1 protein-coding gene is annotated in these 229 nt (G+C 29.3%); it reads right to left on the reverse strand.

The genetic code is table 11. The features are described from left to right. Positions 1 to 94 precede the first annotated feature (94 nt). On the reverse strand, positions 95 to 229 hold a 135-nt coding region (locus M983_RS17220; RefSeq protein ID WP_157091998.1), incomplete at its 5' end, for a DUF3418 domain-containing protein.

A 229-nucleotide genomic window follows, 5' to 3' on the forward strand; every position in this document is an offset into this window, starting at 1 on the left:
CAAAATATGGTAAAAAACCTTCAGTTAGCAAAGAGAAATTGCCCATAGCTTTAATTAAGCTTATGGGCAATTTATTATATAAAAATATTTTAGATCAGCTAAAACTAATTTGTTCCATTGCCTGTAATATACGTTTATCTGATATAGGATATGGAGTACCTATTTGTTGAGCAAATAAGCTAACTCTTAATTCTTCTATCATCCAACGAATATTTTGCACACTTTCTTG

The sequence above is a fragment of the Proteus myxofaciens ATCC 19692 genome, assembly GCF_001654855.1.
GTDB classification, from domain to species: domain Bacteria; phylum Pseudomonadota; class Gammaproteobacteria; order Enterobacterales; family Enterobacteriaceae; genus Proteus; species Proteus myxofaciens.